Origin of the sequence: Quadrisphaera setariae (assembly GCF_008041935.1) — a bacterium.
Classification (GTDB): domain Bacteria; phylum Actinomycetota; class Actinomycetes; order Actinomycetales; family Quadrisphaeraceae; genus Quadrisphaera; species Quadrisphaera setariae.
This window is the reverse complement of record NZ_VKAC01000003.1, coordinates 45,023-64,402: the sequence shown is the minus strand read 5'-3', so window position 1 is coordinate 64,402 and position 19,380 is coordinate 45,023. Positions and strand designations below refer to the sequence as shown.

The 19,380-nt window shown below is 75.2% G+C and carries 14 protein-coding genes; 5 read left to right on the top strand and 9 right to left on the bottom strand.

Annotated elements, in window-relative coordinates:
• Positions 1 to 125 precede the first annotated feature (125 nt).
• The 3 genes from FMM08_RS05620 to FMM08_RS05610 all read right to left on the bottom strand — a co-directional run bounded on the left by FMM08_RS05620 (position 126) and on the right by FMM08_RS05610 (position 3,764).
• On the bottom strand, positions 126 to 1,715 hold the full coding sequence (locus tag FMM08_RS05620) for a methyl-accepting chemotaxis protein (RefSeq protein ID WP_255472093.1): 1,590 nt from the start codon (positions 1,713 to 1,715) through the stop codon (positions 126 to 128).
• A 121-nt stretch (positions 1,716 to 1,836) separates the two neighbouring features.
• On the bottom strand, positions 1,837 to 2,835 hold the full coding sequence (locus tag FMM08_RS05615) for an NAD-dependent epimerase/dehydratase family protein (RefSeq protein WP_147925396.1): 999 nt from the start codon (positions 2,833 to 2,835) through the stop codon (positions 1,837 to 1,839).
• 149 nt (positions 2,836 to 2,984) lie between these two features.
• On the bottom strand, positions 2,985 to 3,764 hold the full coding sequence (locus tag FMM08_RS05610) for a triose-phosphate isomerase (RefSeq protein WP_255472092.1): 780 nt from the start codon (positions 3,762 to 3,764) through the stop codon (positions 2,985 to 2,987).
• Between the two features lie 93 nt (positions 3,765 to 3,857).
• Here FMM08_RS05610 and FMM08_RS05605 point away from each other — a divergent pair, with 93 nt between their 5' ends.
• Positions 3,858 to 4,847, top strand: a complete 990-nt coding sequence (locus FMM08_RS05605) for an alpha/beta hydrolase (protein ID WP_222710451.1) — start codon at positions 3,858 to 3,860, stop codon at positions 4,845 to 4,847.
• A 27-nt stretch (positions 4,848 to 4,874) separates the two neighbouring features.
• On the opposite strand, the gene FMM08_RS05600 is transcribed toward FMM08_RS05605, so the two are convergent.
• Together FMM08_RS05600 and FMM08_RS05595 are read right to left on the bottom strand one after the other, a co-directional pair.
• Entirely contained in the window at positions 4,875 to 6,392 is a 1,518-nt protein-coding gene (locus FMM08_RS05600; RefSeq protein ID WP_147925395.1) for a PepSY-associated TM helix domain-containing protein, read from the bottom strand.
• 132 nt (positions 6,393 to 6,524) lie between these two features.
• Positions 6,525 to 7,187, bottom strand: coding sequence for a hypothetical protein (locus FMM08_RS05595; protein WP_147925394.1), 663 nt, complete (start codon positions 7,185 to 7,187; stop codon positions 6,525 to 6,527).
• 107 nt (positions 7,188 to 7,294) lie between these two features.
• Between FMM08_RS05595 and FMM08_RS05590 the strand changes: the two genes are divergently transcribed.
• From FMM08_RS05590 to fgd, 4 genes are all read left to right on the top strand, one after another.
• Positions 7,295 to 8,914, top strand: a complete 1,620-nt coding sequence (locus FMM08_RS05590) for a xylulokinase (RefSeq protein WP_147925393.1) — start codon at positions 7,295 to 7,297, stop codon at positions 8,912 to 8,914.
• Between the two features lie 69 nt (positions 8,915 to 8,983).
• On the top strand, positions 8,984 to 10,072 hold the full coding sequence (locus FMM08_RS05585; protein WP_147925392.1) for a GGDEF domain-containing protein: 1,089 nt from the start codon (positions 8,984 to 8,986) through the stop codon (positions 10,070 to 10,072).
• A gap of 73 nt (positions 10,073 to 10,145) precedes the next feature.
• Complete coding sequence (locus FMM08_RS05580) at positions 10,146 to 11,273, top strand: GGDEF domain-containing protein (protein WP_187279569.1); 1,128 nt, start codon at positions 10,146 to 10,148, stop codon at positions 11,271 to 11,273.
• Positions 11,270 to 12,280 (top strand): glucose-6-phosphate dehydrogenase (coenzyme-F420), encoded by a 1,011-nt coding sequence (fgd, locus tag FMM08_RS05575; protein ID WP_147925390.1) that lies wholly within the window; start codon positions 11,270 to 11,272, stop codon positions 12,278 to 12,280. Before FMM08_RS05580 ends, fgd begins: the two co-directional genes overlap by 4 nt.
• Positions 12,281 to 12,346: 66 nt before the next feature.
• Here the strand turns inward: fgd and FMM08_RS05570 are convergent, their stop codons facing one another.
• The 4 genes from FMM08_RS05570 to FMM08_RS05555 all read right to left on the bottom strand — a co-directional run bounded on the left by FMM08_RS05570 (position 12,347) and on the right by FMM08_RS05555 (position 19,216).
• The gene (locus FMM08_RS05570) at positions 12,347 to 15,400 is read right to left on the bottom strand and encodes an aminotransferase (protein WP_222710450.1); all 3,054 of its coding nucleotides are present in this window, start codon (positions 15,398 to 15,400) and stop codon (positions 12,347 to 12,349) included.
• A gap of 95 nt (positions 15,401 to 15,495) precedes the next feature.
• Entirely contained in the window at positions 15,496 to 16,908 is a 1,413-nt protein-coding gene (locus FMM08_RS05565) for a heparan-alpha-glucosaminide N-acetyltransferase domain-containing protein (RefSeq protein WP_147925388.1), read from the bottom strand.
• A gap of 90 nt (positions 16,909 to 16,998) precedes the next feature.
• Complete coding sequence (locus tag FMM08_RS05560; protein WP_222710449.1) at positions 16,999 to 18,123, bottom strand: magnesium and cobalt transport protein CorA; 1,125 nt, start codon at positions 18,121 to 18,123, stop codon at positions 16,999 to 17,001.
• A 70-nt stretch (positions 18,124 to 18,193) separates the two neighbouring features.
• A complete protein-coding gene (locus FMM08_RS05555) occupies positions 18,194 to 19,216 on the bottom strand; it encodes a LacI family DNA-binding transcriptional regulator (RefSeq protein WP_147925387.1) in 1,023 nt (340 codons plus the stop codon).
• Positions 19,217 to 19,380 lie beyond the last annotated feature (164 nt).

The window sequence follows — 19,380 nt, the reverse complement described above, 5'->3', positions numbered from 1 at the left end:
TCGGGGGCCGCTGGCACCACCCGGAAGGCCCGTCCGGGGGCCTGCGGAGGCTGGTGTTCAGGTCCCGTTCAGGGCCGGGCCCCCGGCCTCGGCCCGGGGCGGGCCGAGGCGTCCGGACGTCGGCCTCAGAGGCGGAACGCCGCCACCGACTCGCGCAGCTCGCGCGCGGTGCGCTGCAGGTCGTCAGCGGTGGTCGTCGTGGCCTGAGCGCTGGAGGTGGTCTCGCGAGCCGCCGTCGCCACACCGACGATGTTGGCGCTGATCTCGCGCGTCCCTGACGACACCTCGGTCACCGACCGCACCATCTCCGCCGTCGTGGCCGACTGCTCCTCCACGGCCGAGGCGACGGTGGCCTGGAGCGCGTCGATGCGACCGATGACCTCGCTGATCTGCGAGATCGCCGCAGTGGCGTCAGCGGCGTCCGCCTGGGTGGCCGAGACCTTGCCGACGATCTCGTCGGTGGCCTGGGCGGTCTGGCGGGCCAGCTCCTTGACCTCGCCGGCCACCACCGCGAAGCCCTTGCCGAGCTCGCCGGCGCGAGCGGCCTCGATGGTGGCGTTCAGCGCCAGCAGGTTGGTCTGCTCGGCGATGGAGGTGATGAGCTTGACCACCTCGCCGATCTCGCGGCTGGAGGTGCCCAGGCGGGTCAGGATCGCGTCCGCCTCCTGCGCGGTGGACACGGCGTCGGCCGCGGTCTGGGCCGCGGTGGCGGTGGAAGCGGCGATCTCGCCGATCGCGGACGTCATCTCCTCACCGGCGGCGGCGATGGTCGACATCGACACCGAGATCTCCTCGGAGGCCGCCGCCACCAGGTTGGCCTGCACCGAGGACTCCTCGGCACCCGCCGAGAGCTGCGCCGAGACGCCGGTCAGGCCCTCGGAGGCGCGCGTCAGGTCGTCGGCGCGGGTCTTGATGGTGCGGACCACCCCGGCGAGGTTCGCCACCGACTCGTCGGTGGCGCTGGCCAGCTGACCGACCTCGTCCCTGCTGGTGATGCCGGTGCGCTGGTCCAGGCGGCCCTCGGCCAGGCCCTTGACCACGTCGAGCACGCGGGTCAGCGGGCGGGAGATGGAGCGCGCCAGGACCACGGCGGTGGTGACGGCGATCGCGAGGGCGATGACGGCCGCGCCGACCATGAGGGTCATGGCGCTGCGGAACGCGGCGGCACCGGCCTTCGCGTCGGCCGCGCCGTTCGCGAGCTCCGCCGCGTAGAGGCCGTCCATCGCCTTGGCGATCTGGGTGGTCAGCGGGGCGACCACGTCGTCGCGGTGCTTGCTGTACCCCGCGTTGTCGCCCGCCTGGGCGAAGGTGAAGAGGGCCTTGCGCTCCTCGCGCCACTGGCCGACCAGCTTCCAGGCCTCGGCGCGCTGCTCTGCGGTGGCTCCCGTCTTCCCGGAGTCGTACCGCTTCCAGTCCTCGTCCAGGGCGGCTTCGTGCTCGACGTTGCCGTCCAGGGCCAGCTTCATGGTCTTCGGGTCGTTGATGCCCGCCTGGGCGCGGGAGGTGTCCTGGCGCAGCAGCTGGATGTCCAGGCGCGCCGCGGCGAGCGCCTCCAGGGAGATGAGGTTGCCGGAGTACATGTCGTCGAGCCGCTCCTGCGCCTCGGACAGCCGCAGCACCCCGATGCCGAGCACGGTCAGCAGGAGGACGCAGACGACGCCGAACGCGGCGAAGAGCTTGGTGGCGACCTTGAGGTCGCGCAGGCGAGCGAACACGGCGTCTCCCGTTCGGGGGGCTGGCGGCTGACCCCCCGACCATCGGCAGAGGACCATGAGGACTTTCGCCCCAGGTCTTGATCGACATGGGAGACGCCCCCAGTCGACCGCCGGCCCACCGTCAGCGGACCCGGAAGCGCTCCACCAGGCCGTCGACCACGCCGTTCCAGCGCTCGTCGAGGGAGCGGCGCGCGGGGTCGGCGTCGTGCCAGGCGACGATCTCCTCCGCACCTCGCTCGAACGGCACGACCGCGCGCCACCCGGGCGCGAGGGCCTTGACCTTGCTGTTGTCGAAGACCATCGAGTGGGCCTTGTCGCCGAGGAGCCCGGCACCCCACTCGGGGTCGACGGCGTTGATGGCCTCCGAGGGCACGTGGACCAGCTCGGGGTCGGTCACCCCGGCGGCGCGGCCCAGGGCCCGGGCGATCTGGTCCCACGTCCAGGCGTCGTCGCCGGTGATGTGGAAGGCCTCCCCCAGCGCCCGCGGCTGCGCGAGCAGCGGCAGGAGCGCCCCGGCGAGGTCCGTGTGGTGGGTGAGGGTCCACAGCGAGGTGCCGTCTCCGGGGACGACGACGGGCTGCCCGCGCCGCATCCGCTCCACGAACGACCAGCCGCCGTCGAAGGGCACCAGCGTGCGGTCGTAGGTGTGCGAGGGGCGTACCACGGTCATCGGGAAGCCCTCCTCGCGGTACAGCTGCGTGAGGAGGTCCTCGCAGGCGATCTTGTCGCGGGAGTACTGCCAGAACGGGTTGCGCAGCGGGGTGGACTCGGTGACGGGGAGCCGCTCCGGCGGGGTCTGGTAGGCCGACGCCGACGAGATGAAGACGTACTGCCCGGTGCGGCCGCGCACGAGGTCGGTGGCGGTGCGCACGTGGTCGGGGGTGAAGGAGAGCCAGTCGACGACGGCGTCGAACTCGAGGTCTCCCAGGGCCTCGCGCGCGGCGGCGGGATCGCGGACGTCGGCGGTGTGCTGGACCGCCTGCTCCGGCAGCGGGCGCAGCGAGGTGGTGCCGCGGTTGAGGACGTGCAGCTCGTGCCCGCGCTCCACGGCGAGCGCGGACGCGGCGGAGCTGATGATCCCGGTGCCGCCGATGAAGAGGATGCGCAGGGGTGTGGCCATGCGCCTCACCCTGCCCGTGGCCGGTCGCACCCGCAGGTGGATCTCGCTCCACGCGCCTCGGTCGCGGCGGACCCGGCCGGGTCCGCCGCTGACCTCGACCTGCGCTGAGGCGCTGGGTGCTGGGTCCTGAGCCGCTGGGCCGCCGCGGGTCAGCGCGCGGCGAGGTCCAGCAGGGCGGTGAACCCCTCGGAGCGCCAGGCGGTGCGCCCCACGAACAGGCCGTCCACGCCCGGCACCTCCAGCACGCCCGGCGCACCCTCCACCGTCACCGACCCCCCGTAGAGCACGGGGTTGCGCGCCGGCGTGCCTCCGCGCTCGCCCACGAGGTCCGCGAGCGCCGCGACCACGGGCGCGACCTCCTCGGGGCGGGCCTCGCGGCCGTGCTCGCCGATGGCCCAGACCGGTTCGTAGGCGATCACGCAGCGCTGGTCCCCCGCGGCGTCGAGGGCGGCCCGCGCCTGGGTGAGGACGACGTCGACCGAGCGGCCGGCGTCGCGCTGCTGCGCGGTCTCGCCCACGCAGACCAGCGGCAGCAGCCCGTGCCGCAGCACGGCCGACACCTTGAGGGCGACCCGCTCGTCGGTCTCGGCGAAGTGCTCGCGGCGCTCGGAGTGCCCGAGCTCCACCAGCTGCGCGCCGGCGTCGGCCAGCTGGGGCACGGACAGCTCGCCGGTCCAGGCGCCGGCGTCCTCCCAGTGCGCGTCCTGCGCGCCCACGAGGACCCGGGAGGTGCCGGGCGACTGCAGGGCGGCCGCCACGTCGGAGATGGCGGTGGCCGGCGGCACCACGAAGGGCTGCACGCCCGCCCAGGCCTCCTCGCCCCCGCGGTCGGCGGCCGCGGCGACCAGCGCCCGCGCCCACGCGACGCCCTCGGCACGGGTCTTGGTCATCTTCCAGCTGGTGCCCACCCAGAGCCGTGCCGCGTCCACCCGCCCGATCCTCCCCGTCCCGCTCCACCGTCGCGCGCGGTGGCACGCTGCGGGACCAGCGGCCCGCGCGGGCGCGCGGTGAGGAGACCAGCGGTGGACGTGTCGCAGTACGACCCGGAGCTGAGGCGGGCGGCGGCCCTCATGGGCCTGGTCACCCCGCGCAGCGCCCGCAGCCACCGGCTCCAGGTGAGGCTGGCGAACGCGGTCTCCGCCACCGGTCGCGCGATGCGTCCGACGCCGGCGCACAAGGACCTCGGCGGCGGCGTGGAGCAGCTGCAGCGCTGGCTGCCTCGGCGCGACGGCGGCCGGACGCGCGCGCTCGTCGTCCGGCGGCAGCGCGGTGGGGCACCCAGCGCCGCGGTGCTGTGGGTCCACGGCGGCGGGTACGCCGTCGGCTCCCCGGAGATGAGCGTGGGCACGGCCCGCCGGCTCGTGGACGCGACGGGCTGCGTCGTCGTCCTGCCCGACTACCGGCTGTCGGTGGTGGAGCCGTACCCGGCGGCCCTGCACGACTGCTACGACGCGCTGGTCTGGCTGCGAGACCACGCCGCCGGACTGGGCGCCCGCGACGACCAGCTGGTGGTGGGAGGCGAGAGCGCCGGCGGCGGCCTCACGGCCGCGACCTGCCTGCTGGCCCGCGAGCGCGGTGACGTGGCGGTGGCCTTCCAGGTGCCGCTGTACCCGATGATCGACGACCGGCCGACGCCGTCCTCGACGGGCAGCACCGCGCCGGTGTGGAGCTCGGCCACCAACGACGCCGGCTGGGACGCCTACCTCGGCCCGCTGTGCGGCAGCGCCTCCGTGCCCGCCACGGCGGCGCCCGCGCGGGCCGAGGACCTGCGCGGGCTGCCGCCGGTGCTGACGTTCGTCGGCGACGCCGAGCCGTTCCACGACGAGGTGGTCGCCTGGACCGAGCGCCTGCGCGAGGCGGGCGTGCGGGTGGAGAGCCGCGTCTACCCCGGCTGCTTCCACGCGTTCGACCTCATGGCGCCGCGGGCCCGGGTGAGCCGCGTGGCCACCGCGTTCCTCGTGGAGGGCTTCACGCGCTGGTGCGCCGAGCTGTCAGCACCTCAGCCCCGGTGAGCCGCTGTCGGGACCCTCGACGCCCGCTCAGGTGGTGCGCGTTCTGACCACGGCTCCGGTGACCGCGTCGACCAGCAGGAACAGCGCCAGGCTGACCCCCAGCACGGGCAGGGCCCACGCCACCGCGGCCGTCACCACGAGGACGACGACGAGCGCCGGCAGCGGCAGCCACCGGTGCGCTCCGCGCTGCGCCGGCCTGCCGACGCCCCAGCGGGTGGACCTGTCGGGCCGGCGCTGCCACCACATCCGGTAGCCCCAGAGCACCGACGCGGTGATGCCCGCGGCCAGCGCCAGCAGCACCAGCTGGTTGGCGAGGCCGAAGAGGCTGCCGGAGTGGGCGTCGATGCCCCAGCGGGCCATCTTGGCCATGAACGGGTAGTCCGAGAACCTCACGACGTCGACGACGTGAGCGCTGGGCCGTCCGCCCTCGGCCGTCGGCGCGTCCACGGCGACCGCGGCGCTGCCGACCTGCTCGGGCCAGCTGCGGTGCACCTCGTCGACCTTCCAGGTGGAGGTCGCGTCAGCGGGCAGCTCCACCTCGACCTGGGCGGAGTCCAGCCCCGCGGCGCGCGCGGCGGCGAGCACGGAGGTCGTCTGCGCGGCCAGGTCCGCAGCGGAGGGCGTGGAGCCGTCCATCCCTGCCGTGCCCGCCATCGAGGTGTGGTCCTCGTGCCCGGCGGTCGAGCCCTGCGCCCCGGCCCCGGCGGTGGCGTCACCCAGGGCGGTGTCGACGGCGGGGGTCTCCCAGGCCAGGGCGGAGCGCAGCGCGGTGACGCGCTCCCCCGCGTAGGTCGACCACGTCAGGCCCGTGGCGGAGAGCGCCAGCAGCCCCAGGAGCATCCACGTCCCGGTGACGCCGTGGAGCGACCGCGTGCGGGCGCGGCCGGTGGTGCCGCGCTGCAGCAGGAGCGTCCGCCGCAGGCGGTGGGAGGTGACGCGCCGCGTCGTCCACAGCGCCAGACCTGAGACGGCCAGCACCGCCAGCCACGAGGCGGCCAGCTCGCTGTAGACCCGGCCCGGCTCCCCCAGGTGCAGGTTCCGGTGCAGCTCGCTCACCCACGCGCGCAGCGGCAGCGAGCCCGACGTGCCGTACACGGGCAGCTGCCCCCGGACCTCGCCGGTGCCGGGGTCGACGAAGACGGCCAGCCGGTAGGACTCCCCCAGCGACGGGTCGCTGAACAGCACGCGGGTGGTGTCCGACGGGGTCGGTGCGGGACGGACGGCGAGGAGGGTGCTCTCGCTGCCGGCGCCCCGCGCGGTGAGGGCCGCGCTGACCTGCGCGTCCAGCGGGAGCGCGGTGGCGGACGGCGCCACGTGCAGCTCGTGGTCGTAGACGACCTGCTCCACCTGCGGCGCCACGGCGTACAGGCCACCCGTGACCGCGGCCACGAGGATGAACGGGGCGACGAGCACCCCGGCGAAGAAGTGCAGCCGCAGCACCAGCGGGCGCAGCCGCGACCACGCCGACGGTCCGGCTGCGGACGTGGCGGGTGCGGGTGCGGGTGCGGTGGGTGCGGTGGGTGGGGTGAGGTGTGAGGCGGTCACGGGGTCCTCCGGACGTGCGGCGACCCGCGACGGCGCAGCAGCCGGCACGCGGCCGGGAGCGTCGTCGTCGAGGTCTGCGGGGGTCTGACGGCACGACCGGCGGAACCGCGCACCCGCCGGTGCGGGGTGCGGTCAGGCCGGCGCGAGGACCCGCCGGGGCGGACCGCGGCGCGAGGTGGTGCGGCACAGGGCCGGCTGGTGCGGCGGGGCGAGGAGAGCGTCGGCGGCGGGCGCCCGCAGGCCTCCCCGGCGGGAGCGCACCAGGGGCGCGCGCACAGCGAGCAGCAGCACCAGCGGCGCGAGCCAGGCCCTCAGCAGCCACAGGGACCGGTCGGTGCTCGCCAGGACGGCGGCCGTCAGGGCCGTGGCTGCGACGTGCGCTGCGAGCATGAGGACGGGGTCGGAGCTGCTCGAGGCGGCGTCGGCGGCTCCGGAGAGGTCCGGGAGACCGAGGTGGGACGCCCCCGCGTGGGCATGGGCGTGGGTGTGGGCGCCGGCAGCGACGAGCCCGGACGCTGGCAGGGCGCCCGGGCCGCCCGGGGCCAGCAGCTCGAAGGCCGCGTGCAGCACCACCTGGCCCGCTCCGAGCACGGCCAGCGCCGACGGGCCGCCCAGCCGGCGAGCAGTGACGGCGTGGCCGGTGCAGGCCGCGGCCACGACCACCCCGGCCAGCAGGAGCGGGGGCGGGAGCTGCCCGCCGCCGAGCAGGTGGGCCCCGGCCGCGATGGCGACGACGGCGAGCGCCAGCGCGAGGCCGCGGGCCGCGCGCAGCGCGCCGGTCCGCGGGTCGCCCACACGACGACGCTAGCGGAGGCACGGCTGCGGCGGGCCGGTCCGCGCCTCGCCACCCGTGCGGCGGCCCCGCGGTGTGAACGCTCCCACGGATCGGGCAGGCTGTGCCCGTGGCGACGCAGTCATCGACGGAGATCACTGAGGGACGGGCGGTGCTCGGCATCGAGCTCGGCTCGACGCGCATCAAGGCGGTGCTCATCGGACCGGACCACCGCGTGCTGGCCACCGGCGGGCACACGTGGGAGAACCAGCTGGTCGACAAGCTGTGGACGTACTCGCTGGAGGACGTCCGCGCGGGCCTGCGGGAGGCCTACGGCCAGGTGGCGGCCACCGTGCGCGACGAGCACGGCGTCGAGCTGACCCGCCTGGCGGGCCTGGGCGTCTCGGCGATGATGCACGGCTACCTCGCCCTCGACGCCGACGACGAGCTGCTCGTGCCCTTCCGCACCTGGCGCAACACCAACACCGGCGAGGCCGTGGAGCAGCTGTCCGCCGCCCTCGACTTCAACGTGCCCCACCGCTGGTCCATCGCGCACCTGCACCAGGCCGTGCTGGACCGCGAGGAGCACCTGCCGCGCCTGGCCACCGCCACCACGCTCGCCGGCTACGTCCACCACGCGCTGTCGGGAGAGCACGTCCTGGGCGTGGGCGACGCCAGCGGCGTCTTCCCCATCGACAGCTCCACCGGCACCTACGACGCCGACCGGCTCGCCACCGCGCAGCGCGTCCTGGCCGGCGCGGGGTTCGCCGGACAGCTGACCGACGTGCTGCCCCGGGTGCTGCCCGCCGGTGAGGTCGCAGGCCACCTCACCGAGGCCGGAGCCCGCCTCCTCGACCCCAGCGGCGCGCTGCAGGCCGGGGCCCCGCTGTGCCCGCCCGAGGGCGACGCCGGCACCGGCATGGTGGCCACCGGCTCGGTGGCCCCGCGCACCGGCAACGTCAGCGCCGGCACCTCGATCTTCGCGATGGTCGTCCTGGAGGGGCCGCTCTCGCAGGTCCACCGCGAGCTCGACCTCGTGACCACCCCCGCCGGTGACCCGGTGGCGATGGTCCACTGCAACAACGGCGCCTCAGAGCTCAACGCGTGGGCGGGGCTGTTCAAGCAGTTCGCCGCGGCCGCCGGCTCACCCCTCGACGACGCAGGAGTCTTCCGCACCCTCTTCGAGGCCTCCCTCGACGGCGCCGCGGACGGCGGCGGGATGCTCGCCTACAACTACCTGTCCGGTGAGCCCATCACCGACCTCGAGGAGGGGCGTCCTCTCTTCCTGCGCACGCCCGGCAGCCCGTTCGACCTGTCGACGTTCATGCGCACGCAGATCTACGCGGCGTTCGCCACGCTGCGGATCGGCATGGACGTGCTGACCGCCGAGGGCGTGCGCCTGGACCGGATGTTCGCCCACGGCGGCGTGTTCGGCACCAAGGGCGTCGCGCAGCGCCACCTCGCCGCCGCCATCGACACCCCCGTGTCGGTCGGCGACGTCGCCGCCGAGGGCGGGGCGTGGGGCATCGCCGTCCTGGCGGCCTTCACCGCCGCCCGCGCCGCCTCCGGAGAGGCCGGTGAGGCGGCCGAGCAGCGGGACCTGGCCACCTACCTCGACGAGGCCGTCTTCGCCGACGCGCAGCTGGAGACCCTCGACCCGGACGCGGGCGACGTCGCCGGCTTCGACGCCTACCTGCGCCGCTACGTGGCGGCCCTCCCGGTGGAGCGCGCCGCGGTCGAGCACTCCTGACACCGGGGGCGCTGGTGTCTGCCGCACGGGGACCTGTGCGGCGCACGCCCGCGTGCCGATGACCGGTGGGTGGCGGGGGTCTCGAAGGGCGCGCGGGGTCTGACCGCTGCCTTCGACTGGCGCACCGGGCTGCTCGCCGTGCTCTTCGGCGCCGGGGTGGTCGAGGTGCTCATCGGGGCGCAGCTCAGCCGCAGGGGCGTGCTGGAGGTCGCCACCTCGACCATGCTCGTCGTCGCCGGCGTCTGGGCCGTCCTGTTCGCCTGGTGCCTGGCGCGCCGGCGCCTCACCGAGGGCGAGGCCCTGGTGCAGCTGAGCGCGGTGAGCGCGCTGCTGGTGCTCGAGTCGGTGCTCGTGCCGGACACGACGTGGCAGTGGGTGTGCGCCACGGTGCTCTTCGTGGTGCCCGTGGCGGGGGTGATGTTCCTGCGCCGCTCCCTGCTGGCGCTCCTCACGCTCCTCGTGGTGGCGGGCCAGGTGGTCGTGGTGCTCGCCCGCCACCCCGACCCGCTGCTCGCCGCGTACACGCTCTCCGCGGTGCTGCTCTCCTCGCTGGTGCCCGTCGTCGTCGTCTTCGTGCTGGCCTCGGCGGTGCGCGCGGCGCAGGAGCGGGCCGAGCACATGGCCCGCACGGACGCGCTCACCGGGCTGCTGAACCGCCACGGGATGGGCGAGGCCGCTGCCGAGGTGGTCGCCGGCGCCGCGCAGGACGGACGCGTGCTGGGGGTGCTGGTCGCCGACGTCGACTGGTTCAAGAGGGTCAACGACACCTGGGGGCACGGCGTGGGCGACCAGGTGCTCGTCGCGTGCGCGCAGACGCTGCGCCGGCACGTCCGCGATGGCGATCTCGTGGTCCGCCTCGGCGGTGAGGAGGTGGCCGTCGTGGGCGCCTGGAAGGACGACGACGACGTCGCCGTCACCGCCGAGCGCCTGCGGGCAGCGGTCGAGCACCAGGACGTCCTGGGCCTGCCGCGCGTCACGGTGAGCATCGGGACGGCGAGCGCGCCGGCCCGCCGGGTCGCCACCGACAGCCCCTCCGGAGCGCTGGCCCGTCTCATCGACGAGGCCGACCAGGGGCTGTACGAGGCCAAGCGCGAGGGGAGGAACCGGGTCTGCCGCGGTTCGCGCGCGGACGCGGCCCCCTCCTGGAGCTCGACCTGACCGCATGCGGGAGCCGCTGCGTCCGGCGCACGGAGGACTTGACCGCTCTGCTCCCCCTGCCGATGACACGAGGGTGAGGGGACCCGGTCCGCGGCTGCGCGCACTGGCCGCGCCCTACGACTGGCGGACCGCTCTCGTGGTGGCGATGAACGCGGGGGCGGCGGCGGAGGTCCTGGTCGCCGTGGGCCTCGCCCGCGCGGGGGTGCTCGCCGTGCCACCGCCCACGCTGCTCGCCGTCGCGGGCACCTGGGCGCTGCTCGCGCTCTGGGGCGCGGTGCGCCGGCGCCTGACGGAGGGCGAGGCGCTCGCGCAGCTGTGCGGCGCCACGGGCATGCTCGTCGTCGAGGCGGTGCTCGTGCGCGACCCCACCTGGCAGTGGGTGTGCGCCGTGGTGCTCTCCCTGGTGCCCGTGACCGGGATCGTGTTCCGGCGGGGACCGCGTCTGGCGCCGCTGACGGCGGTCGTCGTGGCCGGGCAGGTGGTGATCGCCTTCCACCGCGACGAAGGCGCAGCGCTGGGGCTGTTCTCCGTGAGCGCCCTGGTCCTGGCGTCGCTCGTGCCGGTCGTCATCATCGGGGTGCTGGCCCGGGCGGTCCGCGCCATGCAGGCCGAGACCGCCCTGCAGGCCCGCACCGACGTGCTCACGGGCCTGCTCAACCGGCGCGGGATGGGCGAGGCCGCCGGCGCCCTGCTCAGCGGGGCGGCTCGCCGCGCGGAGGTGGTCGGGGTGGTGCTGGCCGACGTCGACGGGTTCAAGGCCGTCAACGACACCTGGGGCCACGCCGTCGGCGACGAGGTGCTGGTGGCCACGGCGTCCGCCCTGCGGGAGGACGTGCGCGCCGGTGACCTCGTGGTGCGACTCGGCGGCGAGGAGCTCGCCGTGATCGGTGCCTGGAAGGACGACCACGCCGTCGCCGCGGCCGCCGAGCGCCTGCGGGCGGCGGTGGAGCAGCAGCGGGCGCCAGGACTGCCGCCGGTCACCGTCAGCATCGGCACCGCGACCGCTCCCGCCGGCGAGGTCGCGGGAGCCGAGGAGACCGAGGGCGGCAGCGCCTCCGACGTGCTGTCCCGCCTCATCGACCGGGCCGACCAGGCCCTCTACGAGGCCAAGCGCGCCGGGCGCAACTGCGTGCGCCACAGCTCCGGCGCTGCCGGGGCGCCCTCGCAGCGCGGGGCGCCAGGGCCCAGGATCGGTGCATGAGTGATGAGCGTCGCGAGCTGAAGCTCGGCTACAAGGCCTCCGCGGAGCAGTTCGACCCCGCCCAGCTGGCCGACTACGCCGTCCAGGCCGAAGAAGCAGGACTGGACTCCGTGTGGATCTCCGACCACTTCCAGCCCTGGCGCCACGAGGGCGGACACGCCCCCTCCGCGCTGAGCTGGCTGCCGTGGGTGGCCGCCAAGACCACCCGCGTCGCCCTCGGCACCTCGGTGCTGACCCCCACCCTGCGCTACAACCCCGCCGTCATCGCCCAGGCCTTCGCCACCCTGGGCTGCCTGGCCCCGGGGCGGGTCATCCTCGGCGTCGGCACCGGAGAGGCCCTCAACGAGCACGCCGTCGGCTCGGCCTTCCCCGAGACCCGTGAGCGCTTCGCCCGCCTGCGCGAAGCCGTCCGCCTCATCCGCACGCTGTGGACCGAGGACCGGGTCACCTTCGAGGGCGAGTACTACCGCCTGCACGACGCCACCGTCTACGACAAGCCCGACCAGCCCGTGCCGGTGTTCATCGCCGCCGGCGGCCCGGGGGTGACCAAGTACGCCGGGCGCGCCGGGGACGGGTACATCTGCACCTCCGGCAAGGGCATGGACCTGTACTCCGAGACGCTGCTGCCGGCGCTGCGCGAGGGGCTGGAGGCCTCCGGGCGCACCGAGGCCGACATCGAGCGGACCATCGAGATCAAGGTCTCCTACGACCGCGACCGCACCCGCGCGCTGGAGAACACCCGCTTCTGGGCGCCGCTGTCGCTGAGCGCGGAGCAGAAGTCCCAGGTGCACGACCCGGTGGAGATGGGGCGCCTGGCCGACGAGCTGCCGATCGAGCAGGTCGCGAAGCGGTGGATCGTCACCGACGACCCCGCCGAGGTCACCGCCGCCGTGGCGGGCTACGTCGAGGCCGGCTTCGACCACCTCGTCTTCCACGGGCCCGGCCACGACCAGACCCGCTTCCTGACCCAGTTCACCGAGGACGTCGTCCCCCTGCTGCGCGGCTGAGGGCTCCTCCGGGCGGCCGACCTCCCATGACCACGACGATCATGGGAGGTCGGCCGCCACCGCGGGTCAGGCGATCTCGGACAGGGCCCTGTCGACGGCGGCCACGAAGAAGTCGACGGCGGCCTCGTCCACGCACAGCGGCGGCTTGACCTTGAGCACGTTCTGCCGGTCGCTGGTGGGCTGCATGACCACGCCGAGGTCGAGGAGGCGGTCGCACAGCGCAGCCGTCTCCTCGCGGGCGGGCTCGAGGGTCTCGCGGTCGCGGACGAGCTCCACACCGAGGTAGAGGCCCTCGCCGTGCACGGCCCCGATGAGCCGGTGGCGCTCGGCGAGGGAGGTCAGCGCGCCCTTGAGGCGCGCCCCGACGACGCGGGCGTTCTCCTGCAGCTGCTCGCCCTGGAGCACGTCGAGCACCGCCATCGCCACTGCGCAGGAGACGGGGCTGCCTCCGGTGGAGGCGAAGAAGTAGCCGGCGTCGCGGTAGCGGGCGGCCACCTCGCGGGTGGTGATGACCGCGCCGACGGGGTGGCCGTTGCCGACCGACTTGGCGACGGCGACGACGTCGGGCACCACACCCTGCTGCTGGAAGCCCCAGAACGTCGAGCCGAGACGGCCGTAGCCGACCTGCACCTCGTCGGCGATCGCCAGCCCTCCGTGGCGGCGCACGGCGGCGTAGACGGCCTCCAGGTAGCCGTCGGGCAGGGGCATGCCACCGGCGTTGCCGTAGAACGCCTCGGCGATGAACCCCGCCGGCGGGTGGCCCGCGGCGGCCAGGGCGTCGACCGCGGCGACGGCGTCGGCGGCGTAGCGGCCCAGGTCGTCTCCCCGGGCAGCGCGGTAGCGGCCGCGGTAGGCGTTGGGCGCTTCCACGGTGTGCACCCACGCCGGGCGGGTCTCCAGCGCGGCGGGGTTGTCGGCCACCGAGGTGGAGACGGCGTCGGAGGCGAAGGTCCACCCGTGGTAGGCCTCGCGCACCGCCACCACGTCGGGCCGCCCGGTGGCCACGGTCGCGAGGCGGATGGCCAGGTCGGTGGCCTCCGAGCCGGAGTTCACGAGGAACACCGTGTCGAGGGGGTCGGGCAGCAGCGACGCCAGGCGCTCGGACAGCTCGACCACGCCGGCGTAGTGGAAGCGGGAGTTGGTGTTGAGCCGGGCCAGCTGCCGGCTGGCTGCGGCGGCGATGCGCGGGTGGGCGTGCCCGGCCACCGTGACGTTGTTGAGCATGTCGAGCAGCACGCGGCCGTCGGTGGTGGCGAGGTGGTGGCGCCAGCCGCGCTCGACGCGCGGCGGCTCGACGGCGCCGGAGTAGTAGTGCTCCTGCACCTCAGCGAGCACGCCGTCGTCGCGGCGCACGAGCAGCTCCCGCGCGGCGTCGCGGGCCGAGGGCCGCGGCGGGGCTGCTGGGAGCCCGAGCAGGAGGGCCGGGTCGGCCGTGTGCGCCAGCCAGCCCGGCGCCTCCGCGGCGGAGACGAGCAGGGGCACCGCCTCGACGCCCCCACCGGCACCGCCGGTGAGGTGCTGCACGGCGAACCGCTCCCCCGCCGCCAGCTCCGCCAGCGCCCGGCCGGCGCCCACGGCGCCCGGGTCGGTGAGGAGCGCCGGGTCGGGGTCGTCCAGGGCCAGCACCAGCCGGTCCTCCCCGGCGGTCAGCACCAGCCCGCCGGAGGTGCGCTCCAGCACGCCCGCCCACGGCGCGCGCAGCACCAGCGGCCGGGCCGGCCACACCTCCACGCCGGTGGCGACGGTGGCGGGCGCCTGGGCGGACAGCGCCGGGCTGCCGGCCAGGCGCGCCTCGCCCCAGCGGGTCACCACGGCGCGGGCGCCCTGCTCCAGGTGCGCCCCGGCCAGCTCCGCCACCAGGCCCGGGCGCAGGAACGCCCCGCCGTCGAGCGCGTCGGAGTCCCACGAGAGGTCGAGCACGGCGGCGTCGGCCAGGTCCGCCACGAGGTCCTCGACGGCGGCCGGCGCCGCCGGGACCGCCGCCGCTGCGTCCGTCGTCGTCGGGCTGACTGGGGACGACGACGGCGGGGCGTCCGCACCGAGCTCGTGCTGCAGCAGCGCGGTGACCACGTCGCACGGCACAGCCGTGGCCTGCTCGTAGATGCGCCACTCGTTCTGCTCCAGCCGGGAGCTGGCGTAGGTGTTGCCGCCGTCGACCTCCACCTGGTGGCTGCCGCTGGTGACGAGCACCGCCGCGCGCAGCACCACCAGCGGCCACAGCGCCGCCACCTCGGCCCCGGACAGCGGGCGCACCTCGTGGTAGGCGCGCACCGCGGGCAGCACCGCCGACGGGCCCGCGTGGAGCACGCCGTCGTGGTGGAGCAGCGAGGAGACCGTGATGGCCAGCTCGGAGACCGTCCACGTGCAGACGAGGTCGGAGATGTCGATGAGGCCGTCGAGGGTGCGACCGCCGCCGGGTGCAGGGTGCTCGGCGAGCACGAGGTTGTCGTCGGTGAGGTCCAGGTGCACCGCCTGCTGCGGCAGGTGGTCGGCGACCGCGGCCACGCGCGCCCACGCCGCCCGCGCGGTGGCGAGCACGCCCTCGCGCCGGTCCGCGGGCAGCGAGGACGCCATGAGCTCGACACCTCGCAGCGAGTGCTGCGGGTCCCACTCGAGCACGCGCTGCAGCCCGGGGTGCTCCCACCCCTCCAGGGCCAGGTCGACGCGCGCCGCCACCTCGCCCATCCGCGCCACGAGCGCAGGCCGCAGGAGGCCGTGGTCGACGGCGGTGCCTCCGGGCAGGAAGCGGATCAGCCGCACGGTGACGTCGCCGTGCGGGGTGGCGACCCGCTGGCGCAGGGGCGCGCCGTCGTCGCCGCGCAGCACCGTCGCCACCCTCAGGTCCGGGCAGCGGCGGGCCAGCAGGTCGGCGGCCTCGTCATGGGCCTCCACCTCGGTGGCGCTGGTCGAGGGGTTGGAGGCCTTGAGCACCGCGACCACCTCGGCGGGCCCGCTGGCGTCGTCGTCGTGACGGGTGAGGAGGAAGTTCGCGTCCTGCTGGCTCCCCAGCGAGCGCGCCCGCACGTCCAGCCCGAAGCGCTCGCGCGCCACGGCCTGCGCCCAGCCCTCGTCGAGGGGCAGCGGCGGCACGTCGTCGGTGGTGAAGTCGAACCCGGGCACGGCGGAGGATGGCACTAGGCACCTCCGCTGATCAACGGCACCCCCCTCAGCGGCCTCCGAGGACGGCGCGTCGTCACGCTCCGCTCACACCCGCTTCACGCCCGGGTGGCGCGCCGTGCGGTCCAGCTGATGAGGCGCTCCAGCGGCCCGCGGCCCAGGAACCTGCCCCACAGGGTGCACACCACGAGGGCGGCCCCCGCGAACAGCGCCCACAGCTGCCAGCTGCCCGACAGCCAGCCCGGCTCCCCCTCGGCCATCATCCCGCCGGGGAGGTGCCCGACCACCGCGATGGCCACGAGGTGCGCGCAGTAAGCGGTCAGCGGCATGGCCCCGACCGCCACCAGCGGCGCGACCAGCCCACCCGCCCGCCGGCGCCCCAGGGCGTCGGCCAGGGCCAGGCAGGTGCCGAGCACGGCGAGGGCGACGCCCCCGGAGCCGATGACCTCGGGCGTGGCCCCGGAGTGGGCGGCGGTGCCGAGGAAGTCGCTGACCCGCAGGGAGGACGTGAAGGGCGGGACTCCGGCACCGGCGTCGCTCTCTGCCCCGGGCGGAGGGCCGTTCAGCGCGTTGGGCCCGGAGTCGTCGGCGCACCAGTAGGTGCCGTCCATCTGGTCCATGCACGTGAAGCCGGTGAGGTCCACCTCCGAGCCGGGCACCTGCTGGGGCTCGGGGTACGGGCCGCTCGACGACGGGCCGGCCGAGGAGCTCGCCGGGCTCATCGGGTCGATCGAGGGGAAGGCCTGGGTGAGGGCCCACGAGCCGCCGTAGCCCACCACCGCGAGCGCGACGCCGACGGCCACCAGTGCGCCCTTGACGCGCGCCGCGGTGAGGTCGCAGCGACCCACGCCCAGACCGGCGACGACGAAGGCCGCCCAGACCACGGCCGGGTACATGCCGCTGACGGCCAGCGTGCCGAGCTCGCCGCCGCTGCCCAGCCAGGAGCTGGTGCCCTGTGCCGCGACGAGCAGCGCCCGCAGCCCGGGGAGCACCAGCGCGATGCCGGCGGCGAGGAGGAACAGGTGGCGGGGGCGCCAGCGCAGCAGGGGCACGCACAGCACGAGGAGGACCGCGTAGAACTCGAGGATCACGGCGACGGGGGTGCTGAGGTACTGGACCAGCCCGCCCACGAGGAAGAGGCAGACCGCGCGCACCAGCAGCCGGAGCCGGGCGGCCACCACGTCCTCGTCACCGGGAGGAGTGGTGCGACCGCTCATGAGCGCCACCGAGACACCGGCGAGGGTGGCGAACAGGATCGACGACCTGCCGTGCGCCACCCCGCCCCAGGTGCTGGGGTCGGAGGCCAGGAAGGTGGGGGCCGCGCCGATGTGGGCGGCGAACATCCCGAGCACCGCGAGCCCGCGGGCGAGGTCGACGCCGCGCAGGCGGGGACGCTGCACGGACGCGGGCGGGGAGGTGCTCTCACCACCGCCGGAGGACTGAGGGACCTCGGAGGCGTCGCCCTGGGGCCGGGGAGAGGGCAGGAGCGCCTCGGCGCCCGTCGTCGTCACGAGCGCACGCTAGTGATCAGGCGGCTCCGCGGCCGTCAGACCGCGGGTTGACCGTCCCGCGTGTCGCGTCATCCCGGCGGACGGGCCGGGTCAGAGCCAGCCGCGGCGCTTGAAGGCGACGTACAGGGCCACGGACAGCACGAGCATGAGACCCAGCGCGAACGGGTAGCCCCAGGCGGTGTCGGTCTCGGGGATCTTGAGGTTCATCCCGTAGATCCCGCTGATGAGGCTGGGCGTGAAGAGGATGGCCGCCCAGGAGGAGATCTTCTTGACCTCCTCGCCCTGGGCGTAGCTGGCCTCGGTCATCGCCTTCATCTCCTCGTTCTGGCGCTGCCCCACGAGGATGGCGTTGACCTGGAGGATGTCGCGCAGCTGGTTGCGGTAGGCGTCGATGCGCTCGGCGGCCACGGTGACGTGGTCGGCGACGTCGCGGAGGTAGCGCTGCAGCTCCTCGTCCACGCCGTACTTCTCGAAGCCGGCGGTGAGCCCGGCGAGGATCGACACCAGCGGCGTGACCGCGCGCTGGAAGTCGACCACCTCCTGGGAGAGGTCGTAGATGCGCCGCGACACCTGCGGGTCTCCGCTGAACACCTGCGACTCGATCTCGTCGATGTCCGTGCCGAGGCCGCGCAGGACCGGGCCGTACCCGTCGACGACGGCGTCGAGGATGGCGTAGAGCACCGCCTCGGTGCCGCGGGCGAGCAGCTCGGGGTCGGCCTCCAGGCGTCGGCGCACCGCGGACAGGTCGGGGCTCTCGGCGTGGCGGACGGTGATGACGAAGTCGGGTCCGATGAACAGGTGCAGCTCGCCGAACTCGACCTCCTCGACGTCGTCGAGGTAGCGGGCGGCGCGCAGGACGACGAAGAGGGTCCTGCCGTAGCGCTCGAGCTTGGGCCGCTGGTGGGCGACGACGGCGTCCTCGACGGCCAGCTCGTGCAGGTCGAACTCCTCGGCGAGCGCGGTGAGCTCCTGCGCGGCGGGGCGGTACAGACCCATCCACGCGGTGCGCCCGGGCTCCTCGCGCAGCGCGGCGACGGTGCCGGACAGGTCCTGCGGGGAGGCGACGCGCTCACCGCCGCAGTAGACGCCGCTGTCGACCAGGCTGGAGCGCCGCACCGGGCGGGCCATCGGGATGGCGCCGTCCTGGGAGAGGTCGCGCGAGGGGACCAGGCCGCGTCGGCCCATCGAGGGCAGCGGCAGTCGGCGCCTGGCCACAGGACACCTCCCGGGGGTTCGAGCGGACGTGGTGCGTGGTGCGGGGACAGTGTGCCCCCTGGGTGGGGCGTCAGGCCGTGGACTGCCGCTCGACCACGCGGGCCTCGCCCACCACGTCGCGCGGGGCGGCGCCCGGGTCGGTGATGCGGCGCACGAGCAGCTCCACCGCGGCCGCGGCCATGGCCTCGTGGCCGGGGTCGACGCTGGACAGCGACGGCACGCTGAAGCTGGCCTCCTCGACGTCGTCGAAGCCGATGACGCGCACGTCGTCGGGGACGCGCACGCCCCGGTCGGCCAGCGCCCGCAGCACGCCGAAGGCGAGGGTGTCCGTGGCGCACAGCACGCCGTCGACGTCGGGGTGGGCGGCGAGCAGGTCGTGCCCGGCCCGCCGGCCGTCGGCGAGGGTGGACCCGGTGTAGAGCGAGGTGGTGGTGACGCCGGGCACCTCGCGCGTGGCGGCCAGGAAGCCGCGGGCGCGCTCCACGAAGGCGGCCCCCTCGGTCAGCGAGGTCTCGGCGCGCTCGCCGAGCTGGTCGAGCGGCGGTGCGCCGACCACGGCGAGCCTGCGGCAGCCGCGCGCGAGCAGCACGCGGGTGGCTGCGGCGGCGCCGGCGGCGTTGGCCATGCCGACCCTGTCCACGCTGCGGTGCAGCTGCTGCTCCCCGAGGACGACGAGCGGCAGGCGGCCGGCGAAGCTGCGCAGCTCCGCCTCGGACAGGCCGATCGGGGAGAGCACGAGGCCGTCGTAGGCGGCCACGCGGCTGTCGCGGAAGACCGATGCCTGCCGCTCCCACGTGGCGCCGGTGTCCTCGACCACGGCGGACAGCCCGGCCTCGGCGAAGCGGCGCACGAGGCGGCCGCACAGCTGGGCGTAGTACTGGCTCTCGAGGGTCGGCACCACCACGCCGACGACCCCGGTGCGGCCCTGCCGGAGGCTGCGGGCGGCGGTGTTCACCTGGTAGCCGAGCCGCTCGACCGCGGACATCACCTTGACGCGCGTGACCTCCGAGACCGGCCGGGTCCCCGAGAGCGCGTTGGACACGGACATGGGCGACACACCAGCTGCTGCGGCGACGTCGCGGATGGTGACCACCTGCAGAGCCTCCCCTGTCGTCGTCGTCCTCGACACCCCCGTCCGCGCCTTGACGACGGGCCGGGCGTGCGGTTCTATATCGATACAGAACCTATATCGATACACGTCCTTGACCAGCAGATCAAGACCGCTCGACGACGAGCACCCGGCCCGGCGACGACGAC

Bases quoted from the DNA above. Each gene is read 5' to 3' on its own strand.
- FMM08_RS05615 (WP_147925396.1), bottom strand. From the start codon at position 2,835: ATGGCCACACCCCTGCGCATCCTCTTCATCGGCGGCACCGGGATCATC.
- fgd (WP_147925390.1), top strand. From the start codon at position 11,270: ATGAGTGATGAGCGTCGCGAGCTGAAGCTCGGCTACAAGGCCTCCGCG.